This is a genomic window from Corynebacterium sp. HMSC068G04 (assembly GCF_001814885.1).
GTDB classification, from domain to species: domain Bacteria; phylum Actinomycetota; class Actinomycetes; order Mycobacteriales; family Mycobacteriaceae; genus Corynebacterium; species Corynebacterium hiratae.
This window is the reverse complement of the sequence record NZ_KV818292.1, coordinates 1-7,361: the sequence shown is the minus strand read 5'-3', so window position 1 is coordinate 7,361 and position 7,361 is coordinate 1. Positions and strand designations below refer to the sequence as shown.

Annotated in this window: 6 protein-coding genes; 3 read left to right on the top strand and 3 right to left on the bottom strand. The window is 60.1% G+C overall.

Annotation, left to right across the window (positions count from 1 at the left end):
• On the bottom strand, positions 1–337 hold a 337-nt coding region (locus HMPREF2993_RS01275; protein WP_070700567.1), incomplete at its 3' end, for a Fic/DOC family N-terminal domain-containing protein.
• Positions 338–691: 354 nt separating this feature from the next.
• On the opposite strand from HMPREF2993_RS01275, the gene HMPREF2993_RS01270 reads away from it, so the two are divergent.
• Positions 692–2,251, top strand: a complete 1,560-nt coding sequence (locus HMPREF2993_RS01270) for an ATP-binding protein (protein ID WP_062036601.1) — start codon at positions 692–694, stop codon at positions 2,249–2,251.
• On the opposite strand, the gene HMPREF2993_RS01265 is transcribed toward HMPREF2993_RS01270, so the two are convergent.
• A complete protein-coding gene (locus tag HMPREF2993_RS01265) occupies positions 2,226–2,876 on the bottom strand; it encodes an MOSC domain-containing protein (protein WP_070700564.1) in 651 nt (216 codons plus the stop codon). The two genes, HMPREF2993_RS01270 and HMPREF2993_RS01265, sit on opposite strands and share 26 nt — an antisense overlap.
• A gap of 29 nt (positions 2,877–2,905) precedes the next feature.
• Positions 2,906–5,437, bottom strand: a complete 2,532-nt coding sequence (locus tag HMPREF2993_RS01260; RefSeq protein WP_070700573.1) for a hypothetical protein — start codon at positions 5,435–5,437, stop codon at positions 2,906–2,908.
• Between the two features lie 115 nt (positions 5,438–5,552).
• Between HMPREF2993_RS01260 and HMPREF2993_RS13320 the strand changes: the two genes are divergently transcribed.
• Together HMPREF2993_RS13320 and HMPREF2993_RS01250 are read left to right on the top strand one after the other, a co-directional pair.
• On the top strand, positions 5,553–6,269 hold the full coding sequence (locus HMPREF2993_RS13320; protein ID WP_141758236.1) for a helix-turn-helix domain-containing protein: 717 nt from the start codon (positions 5,553–5,555) through the stop codon (positions 6,267–6,269).
• 24 nt (positions 6,270–6,293) lie between these two features.
• Positions 6,294–7,007: a Fic family protein gene (locus HMPREF2993_RS01250; RefSeq protein ID WP_246822305.1), complete on the top strand. Its 714-nt coding sequence runs from the start codon at positions 6,294–6,296 to the stop codon at positions 7,005–7,007.
• Positions 7,008–7,361 lie beyond the last annotated feature (354 nt).

The following is a 7,361-nucleotide window of genomic DNA, read 5'->3' as shown; positions in this document are numbered from 1 at the left end:
CGACACTGCTACCAAATAGCCGGTCGCAACAGGCCGATGGAGATGTTGGTTCGGTGGCAAAGCTCTTCTCAATGGAACACAGAACGGTGAGGTTACGCGCAACCTCTTCCGCGCTTTCCTTAAAGCCGCGGACTTCCTCCTTTTGGGCGAGTTCCGCGAGGACAGCCTTGTCGACGTTGGGTGCAATACCTTCAATGCGTGAGGAAGAAATCGCCTCAGAACGCATGAGTAAGCGGGCCACAGACTCCAACTGGCCAGAAGCAGCATGACGGTTGAGATCCAATATCTCTCGCTCGATACGTGCTGCCCGGCTGGTGAGCTCTGGGGAAAACTCCATGCCTTACTTACAAGATGGTCAGGGACATAGACCTAAAAAGGGCCTCCGGCCTTATCGCGCCGGGGAGTGCCGGAGCCTGATTCGGGGATCCAGCTCTCGGTAACGTAGTGAGGCTTGTAGAGGCTATCCATTCGTCAGACAGCAAATGAGTGGTTGGATAACTCGTATCCAACCACTCATTGCGGTTTATGCGCTAGATAAAGCTTAAACATACGGGGTTTCAGGGCCATAATTTGGCCTCAATGAGAATGTCAATGACACCTCAATGGGAAGATCAATGAGAACTCTTGTCATTGAAGAGGAATGAAGTTAGCATTGAGCCGTCATTGTTAACATTGAGGGCGGGTATTCATCGTGAACAATTGGTCCGAGAATCAGCTGAGAGAGCTATTGGCTGAGCTTGAGTTGCGCGGCGGTGATTCAACAACAGTCGAGGTCAAAACCGCTCAAGGGGGCATTCCGGACTCTCTACCGCAGACATTGTGCGCGTTCGCAAACATGCCGAGTGGCGGCCTTATCATTCTCGGTGTCAATGAGAAGGAAGGATTCATTGTCACTGGCATTGAGAATCCTTCGGAGATGGAGGCTGCTCTGGCCTCGCAGGCGCGTCATGCCATCACCCCTCCAGTCACAGTGCATACCGACAGTGTGGCAATAGATGGCACGCATGTCGTGATTGCGGAGGTTACGGGTCTTCCGATTATTGATAAGCCTGCTATCTACAGGGGAGAAGCGTATCTTCGAATGGCTGATGGGGACTACCGTATGAGTGCCTCGGAGCTGCGCATGATGGACGTGGCAAAGCTGCATGCCGAAGAGGCAGTGTCCTATGACACGACGATTGTGGAAGGCACGAGCCTTGCAGACCTAGATAGCGACGTGGTGCAAGATTTCTTGGTTCAGGCGCGGAAAAAGAATCGGCGACTATCGGGACTTACTCAAGATGAGGACGTCTTACGGGCGCTAGCGGTGACGACCGCGACTGGAGAGCTGACGCTTGCTGGCCTGTATGCGCTGGGTTTCTATCCCCAAGGGCATTTTCCCTCCTTAGCAGTAACGGTGGCGCAAAGGCTACCAAATGGTTCGAAGCACGGGCGAGTGTTGGGGTTGGAGACCTTTGAGGGGCCCGTTCCGGTGCTGTTGAACTCGGTAATGGGATGGGTAAGGCAACGTTTAGCCGCCGTACGGCGATATCGAGAGGACGGATCAATGGTGGAAGTTCCTGAACTTCCCCTTCCGGCCATTCGAGAGGCCGTGGCTAATGCATTGGTGCACCGTGATCTTGGGCCAAATACGTTGGGTGCGGGTAAATCGATTGATGTCCGCCTATTACCGGACAAGATGGTTATCTCCAGTCCAGGAGGCCTACGGGATCTGACGGTTGAACAGCTCAAGTCGAGAGATCTGGCGCGCCAGGAGATTAACCAGCGGCTCTATAGACTGTGCCGATATCTCAAAGCAGACGATGGCTCTTTTGTTATTGAGGGCGAAGGCGGCGGCGTGCAGCTCATGCTGGATGCCGCGCGAGAGCAAGGACTACCGGAGCCTGACCTGATAGATTCTGGCGTGCAATTTACGGTGAAAATGTGGCGGCCGGACACTCGTGGAGAGGCCCGTATCTGGGAGCCACTACGCAAGGAGGAATCAGGCACCGGCCCGGAACGACGAGTGGATGCACCAGTGACCTTGGAACGCCTGGGTGTTAACGCCCCGCGCGTAGCGGAGGCGCTGCGTACGGCGGCACAACCGCTGTCTATCGGCGAAATAGAAACAGCCACAAACCTTACTCGAGCGCAGGTCCGATATGCGCTGAAGTCACTGGTGAAGGCACGATTCGTGCGTATGGATGGCACGCGCGGTTCACAAGCGACAACCTATGAATGGCTAGCTAACCGCGGGGCTGCAGGCGCTTAACCAGCTGATCGTGGTGGACTGGGGCCAGGCAGCCGGCGTCGACGACGCGCCGGGCTAGCTCCTTGTCCCCCATCTTGGCGGCGAAGGCCATGCCCATGGTGATGTCATGGTCGGGGCGGCCGATAAGCGTAATCTCATCGCCGGGATTGATGCGGCCCGGCTCGATGATGCGAAGGTAGGAGCCGCAATCGCCGCGCTCAGTGAAGGACTTGAGCCAGCCGGGCTCGTCCATCCAGCCGGAGAAGGTAGCGCAAGGCTGGCGCGGGATAGAGACCTCGAGCACGCACTCCCCCACCTGAATGCGCTGGTTGATGAGCATATTCGGCCAGGAAATACCCTCGGTGGTGAGGTTCTCCCCAAAGTAGCCGTCACGCAGAACGCGGTTGAGCGTGCCCTCCCAGTAGTTAAGCTCCTCGCGGGCATAGGCGTAGACGGCTTTCTCGGCTCCGCCGTGGTGGGCGTGGTCACCGATGGAATCCCCCACCACGCCGGAGCCGTCACCGTAGGCGGGCCCGGGGACCTCCAAGTCGAGGAAGGGGCGCGGCTGCTTATCGATGCCCGTGTACTCGTGCCGTCCGTGCGGCTCGGGGCGGCGGACAGCGACGTTCGTGGAGATAACCTTCATGTTCACTCATTGTGGCACACCTCACGCGCTTATACGTCGCGATCGCGGAAGAGAGCTTCGGCGGTCACGAGGTCGTAGAAGAAGAGGCGGGGGGCGAGAGGGAGGACGTCGGCAAGCATGGGCATGTCCTCCTTGAGCAGGGGGCTTTCCATGATGATGTCGTTCGCCGCGGCGCGAGACGCCAGGGCGAAGGCATAGGAGATGTAAGGCATCCACGCAGCGGCATTGAGCTCATCAGCCGTATTTCCGCTGGCAAAGGCGCCCAGCGCGATGAGGGTGTGGCTGACGGACATGTCAACGCCCGCGTTTTGCACCAGCGAGGCCAGTGCGGTGGCGTCCTTGCGCAGGTGCTCGATGGTGCCCAGCGCATCGAGTGCGCCGTTGTTGGCAAAGCACTCGCGCAGAGCGGCGACGCGGCCAGCCTCCCCCATCAGGTCATCGACGGGCGGCGTGGGGCTGTGAATGGTCGCTGCATTCAGCAGCATCGGGCGGGTCAGGCCATCGGCGCCGGATTCACGCACGGCGTTCAGCTCCGCGTTCTCGCTGGCGGAAGGATCGAGCAGAAGATCCAGGTAGCTATCGGCGCTCGACTCGGCGGTGGGCTCCAGCGGCGAGTGGAACAAGCGCGTGCGCGCAAGCGAGCGGGCCTGCTGGTTCACGCTAACGCCAGTGCGCGCTAGTGCGTGGAGCGCGTCCTCCGGTTGGGCGCGCAGGCGGTCGATTGTGCTGTCGAACATCGCCTGCAGCTTCGGGTTCGGGCTGCGCTGTGAGAGCACGTGAAGGGCGCGGAAGGTGCCCCACAGCTGTTCCGGAGTCCAGTCCTTTGAGGCGAGCGCCGCCGGTGAGCCTTCCGGTGTGATCACAATGGAGGCGCTGGAGGGGCGTGCAGGGGCGGCGAGGTTGGAGGAGGCGCGAAGCTCGCGGACGTCGACAAGCAATGAGCCCTGCTCAGCGAGGTCTGCGGGCAGTTCGAAGCCGTCCTCGGTTGCGGTGAGCTGGGTCGGTGCAACTGTTGGTTCAGCCAATGGCCAGGCCCAACCCACTACTTCTGCTGGCGGCTCAGCGTTCTGTTCGATAACGATGTTGGCATCGGCATCGAGGAGGCCGCGGCTGACGAAGGGAGACTTGCGGATGGTTGCCAGCGCCGCGTAAATCAGGCTGGTGGACGCGGAAGCTTCATACTCCACGATGCGCCGCTCCAAGCTGCGGGCCTGGTGGGCCGCGCGCTCCTCCGCCGGAAGGGAGTCCAGGTAGTCCTCATAGGACAGCGTGGACCACATGAGGAAAAGCTCCGCCGTTGGCTGCTTGCGCACGGCGTTGGCCAGCGCGGCATTGGGCACGGCGAGGCTGGTGACCGCTTGCGTCGTCTTCGACGTGCGGGCCAGCTCCTTGATCTTCTGGCGGCCGTCAATGGTGACGAACTTGGCCAGCGGGAGCGGGCGCGGGGAGTGGACGGTGAACATGTCATCTTGATCAAGCTGGCCCGCAAAAATCACCGGCTTATCGGAGTGCTCGGTGGGCTCCAGGCCGATGCGCTTGACGCGGCTGAACAGGGCCTCGGGCCAGACATCGAATTCCAGCTCATAGCCGGCGTCACTGGCCACCACCTCGCGGCGCGAGACCTCGGTGTCCTCGAGGGTGCGCAGGCCCTTCTCCAACGCGATGGGTTTCTTCGGCGGGGAGGCTAACGTGTAGCTGAAGGCCGAGTGCGCGCCGAGAGCATCGATGATGCGGAAATCCATGCCGCGCGGACCGTCGTTGGTGGCGCGCATGTGGAGGCCCTCGGCGAGGGAGATGAAGCGGACGTCGACAAGCTCCTCGTCGTGCCACAGCGACACCTTGTAGCGGCCCACCCACGGGTCTTCGTAGAGGTCACCCGGGAAAGGCTCGGCGATGCCCGCGTCGAAGGTCTGCTCCGAAATCTCCTCCTGTTCGCCGCCGAGGGGCGCATAGGTGAGATCGATGCGCCACTCCCCTTCCGCAATGAGGTGCACGCGCGGCGACTTGGTGAACACGGGCTCGTTGTCGAGGCCCCGGGCGTTGGGCAGGGTGGCGACGTCGAAGTCCCACTCGAAATCGCCGTGCTTGGCGACGTCCACCGGTTCCCTCTGCGGTACCCTCACCTGATCCGGTAGCGGTCCCACTTCCCAGCCGGCCCAGATGCCGAGGGGCTCGGCATCCTCGAGCGTGCCCTGCGGCGCGATGAGGGTGGTGCGGTCATAGACGATGAAGGGTGCTTCATCGGTGATGCCGGTGAAGGTGACGGTCTCGATGAGGTCCTCATCGCCATCGCGCAGGGTTACCTCGATGCGGGTAAAAGGCCCGGGGATGCCGACTTCCAGCGGCTCTTCGGTGGCGAATTCACGCACCGAGTGGGGGCGATCGATGAAATGGGACTTGACTACCCATCGTGGGTCCGTCAGGTCCGCTTCAGGGTAGGTAGCCGGCAGCTCCAGCATGAGGATGTTGCTCCCCCGGCGCAGTGAAATCCGGGGACCCTGCTCGGCGATGTCGGTAGTGACCAACGGCGTTGTGGGAAGTGAATAAATCTCCGCGCTCATTTGCTTCATCATAGGACACCGTGGGGCCCTGTTGCCATGTCGCTGGTAGGCGGCCTGACTGTCCTATGAGTAGGACAGATGTCCTATCGATAGGACGGCTAGCTATAGTAGGGCCATGGACCCAGTACAACTCCTCAAGAAAAGCCCGCTGAGCCTTAGCGAAATCTCGCGGCGCTCGGGAGTGTCACGAAATACGCTCAATCTGTGGTTGCGTGGGGCAGCTCAACCAAGCTTGGCCGGGTTGGAGAAGGTAATGCGCGTGCTCGGATACGAGGTTTCCGTACAGGTACACCGCATGAGCGATGCCGCCGCCGCGACAGCCGCCCGAGTTCTCCTGGGGGAGCTCAGCAGCGAAGAACCAGACGTTAAAGCCTGGATTGACCGCTTTGTGCAGTGGGGTGACGCTGCGGCCGTCGGTGGCAGCTACCAGGCTCTCATGGAACGGGCCGCGTGGGCCTCCAACCCATATGGCCGCCACGGGTCTCTCCACTTCTTACCGTCAAATCCAATAACGCTTGCCTCAGCGGTTGATGCGAGCGGGCAACCATGGGCGCTGTCGGGTGCATTTGCAGCGCAACGAGTCGCGGGGCAGATCGCAGGTGAAGAAGAACCTCAATCAACATTGATCTGGTGCACAAATCCAGCAGACATCGTGCCCTCGTTGCCCACTCGGATTCGCGCGAGTGCTGAGCACGTATCCGGAGGAATCACCCTCGTGCCTGTCGCTGGTGAAGAGCTAACGGGCGCAACAAAAGAATCAGGAATACACTACGTGTCACCGCACCAGCTTGCTATCGATGCGTGCGCAGAAAACTATGTGGGAGGGGCATAGGTGATGAGAAGAGCAACGAGCCGAGTGAGCTGGGAACACCATGAGCGGCCGCACGTTTCGGAGTTGGGGACCGACCGTGCGTTATTTCGATTAACCAAGCAACTTCCTGACTTGGTGTGGAATGCCGCCGCGCTGGAAGGAAACACGTTTACCCTCCCAGAAGTCCGTACGTTGCTCGATGGCGTCACGGTGGGTGGAAAGGCGCTTGCTGAACAGCAACAGATCTTGGACTTGTCAGAAGCTTTCAACCTGCTCCATGAGCTGGTCCTCAAAGAGGAATGTGCGGTGGATAAAGCCACCAGTAACGCACTCCATGCCGTGCTAGCAAGGAACGAGGCCCTGGACGCTGGTCTTTTCCGTGGTGAAGGCCATGTGGAGGGAGATGGCGGTGGAGTGCGGCTCATGGATGGCGGGTTCATCCCTTTCGACCCTGCTGATGAATTGGGTGAAGCTCATGCCGATTTGCTGGTCTCCCTTCAAGGTCTTGAAAACCCAGTCGAGCAAGCGTTGGCCTATTTCTGCTCTGCCACGCGTAGCCAGTTTTACTTCGATGGAAACAAGCGAACCGCACGGCTTGTGGCGTCAGGTCTCTTGATGAGCAATGGCTACGCAGCACTTAATATCCCTAATGCGAGAAGGCTGGAATTCAACCTTGCCCTCGATGAACTGTTCCGATCCGATGACGCTACGACCTTGATGGACTTCCTGGATGACTGCCTAGAGGAGTCCTCCCAGTAAGCGCAGTAGGCCCTCCGCTTCCGAAGCGGAGGGCCTACGTGGGGGCTGAATGCTCAGCGCATCCTTTAGTGCATAGTGCTGTAGTGCTTAGCGGAACATCTTCTGCAGAGCGGAGAAGTCAGCCTTGACCACGCCGACAGACTGCAGGAATGCGGCGATGGCGCCGAGCAGGGCAGCCACAACGCCTGCGCCCAAGAAGCCGGCGCCGACGGGGTGGCGTGGCTAAAAGGAACAGAGTTGACGACACCAGCGGACTTGTTGTGGTCAATTGCCTGCTCGGAGATTTCTTCAGGGAGTGGCCGTATGGGGACTTGCCCAGAACACGGGCCTGGCCCCCGGAAAGTAGACACGTCG

Coding starts and splice junctions, on each gene's coding strand:
- HMPREF2993_RS01265 (WP_070700564.1), bottom strand. CDS start 2,876: ATGAAGGTTATCTCCACGAACGTCGCTGTCCGCCGCCCCGAGCCGCAC.
- HMPREF2993_RS01260 (WP_070700573.1), bottom strand. CDS start 5,437: ATGAGCGCGGAGATTTATTCACTTCCCACAACGCCGTTGGTCACTACC.
- HMPREF2993_RS13320 (WP_141758236.1), top strand. CDS start 5,553: ATGGACCCAGTACAACTCCTCAAGAAAAGCCCGCTGAGCCTTAGCGAA.